Origin of the sequence: Candidatus Endomicrobiellum pyrsonymphae (assembly GCF_020328025.1) — a bacterium.
GTDB lineage: Bacteria > Elusimicrobiota > Endomicrobiia > Endomicrobiales > Endomicrobiaceae > Endomicrobiellum > Endomicrobiellum pyrsonymphae.
Genome location: NZ_JAIXMZ010000035.1, coordinates 13,540 through 14,834 on the forward strand (window position 1 = coordinate 13,540; position 1,295 = coordinate 14,834).

The following is a 1,295-nucleotide window of genomic DNA, read 5'->3' on the forward strand; positions in this document are numbered from 1 at the left end:
CGTGCGGCTTAAGCACGTGGTGGCGTTGAAAACAGATTTGGGGACGAGGAAGATGTTGCGAGAGAAGTTGCAGTCGCTGCCTTTTCCAGCGCCTCCTCCATCACCGCTTTCATATTGCTAAGCATATTCATCGCCGACACCTTAAGCGTCGTCACTAACGCCACCACGTGCGGCTTAAGCACGTGGTGGCGTTGAAAACAGATTTGGGGACGAGGAAGATGTTGCGAGAGAAGTTGCAGTCGCTGCCTTTTCCAGCGCCTCCTCCATCACCGCTTTCATATTGCTAAGCATATTCATCGCCGACACCTTAAGCGTCGTCACTAACGCCACCACGTGCGGCTTAAGCACGTGGTGGCGTTGAAAACAGATTTGGGGACGAGGAAGATGTTGCGAGAGAAGTTGCAGTCGCTGCCTTTTCCAGCGCCTCCTCCATCACCGCTTTCATATTGCTAAGCATATTCATCGCCGACACCTTAAGCGTCGTCACTAACGCCACCACGTGCGGCTTAAGCACGTGGTGGCGTTGAAAACAGATTTGGGGACGAGGAAGATGTTGCGAGAGAAGTTGCAGTCGCTGCCTTTTCCAGCGCCTCCTCCATCACCGCTTTCATATTGCTAAGCATATTCATCGCCGACACCTTAAGCGTCGTCACTAACGCCACCACGTGCGGCTTAAGCACGTGGTGGCGTTGAAAACAGATTTGGGGACGAGGAAGATGTTGCGAGAGAAGTTGCAGTCGCTGCCTTTTCCAGCGCCTCCTCCATCACCGCTTTCATATTGCTAAGCATATTCATCGCCGACACCTTAAGCGTCGTCACTAACGTCACCACGTGCGACTTAAGCACCTCCCTCAACAACGCCTCCCTCCTCGCCTCGTCCTCCTTCGTCTCCAACACCATCATCTGTTTATTTATCATCATATGCTTCTCTATAACCGCTGTCGTCATCGCCTCCGCTTGCGCCTCCGCCGCTTGTTGCATCTCCACAGGATACGTTGACGCCAACAGTGCATCCGACTTTATCCAATCCGGCAACTTCGGAGTCGCCATCTCCATATTCGCCCCCCCAACGGCGCTGTCAAAGTCATAGTTTTCAAAACCGCCCAAATCATCCCACTTTGCCTCCTCCCTCTCCGTCACCTCCCTCCACGCCGCCGCCTCCAGCCTATTCACTTCCTTCTTCGTCTCCGCCTTCTCACGCTTCAACAAGTCTTTCTTCACCGCCTTCAGCGCATCATCCATAATCTTCGACGTATCTCTCGTCACACCCTCCCTCACCGACATCTGCTTCGTCG

General features: G+C 53.6%; 5 protein-coding genes. All 5 read right to left on the reverse strand.

The annotated features are described in order from the left end of the window. Window positions 1-8 precede the first annotated feature (8 nt). Genes LE180_RS04125 through LE180_RS04145 form a run of 5 tightly spaced genes read right to left on the reverse strand, consistent with a single transcriptional unit; the run spans window position 9 to window position 1,266 of the window. Complete coding sequence (locus tag LE180_RS04125; protein ID WP_374134207.1) at window positions 9-182, reverse strand: hypothetical protein; 174 nt, start codon at window positions 180-182, stop codon at window positions 9-11. After that, a complete protein-coding gene (locus LE180_RS04130) occupies window positions 175-348 on the reverse strand; it encodes a hypothetical protein (RefSeq protein ID WP_374134207.1) in 174 nt (57 codons plus the stop codon). The genes LE180_RS04125 and LE180_RS04130 overlap by 8 nt, the downstream gene beginning before the upstream one ends. Beyond that, window positions 341-514 (reverse strand): hypothetical protein, encoded by a 174-nt coding sequence (locus tag LE180_RS04135; protein WP_374134207.1) that lies wholly within the window; start codon window positions 512-514, stop codon window positions 341-343. The genes LE180_RS04130 and LE180_RS04135 overlap by 8 nt, the downstream gene beginning before the upstream one ends. Then, window positions 507-680: a hypothetical protein gene (locus tag LE180_RS04140; RefSeq protein ID WP_374134207.1), complete on the reverse strand. Its 174-nt coding sequence runs from the start codon at window positions 678-680 to the stop codon at window positions 507-509. Before LE180_RS04140 ends, LE180_RS04135 begins: the two co-directional genes overlap by 8 nt. Then, window positions 673-1,266 (reverse strand): hypothetical protein, encoded by a 594-nt coding sequence (locus tag LE180_RS04145; RefSeq protein ID WP_374134208.1) that lies wholly within the window; start codon window positions 1,264-1,266, stop codon window positions 673-675. Before LE180_RS04145 ends, LE180_RS04140 begins: the two co-directional genes overlap by 8 nt. Between the last annotated feature and the right edge of the window lie 29 nt (window positions 1,267-1,295).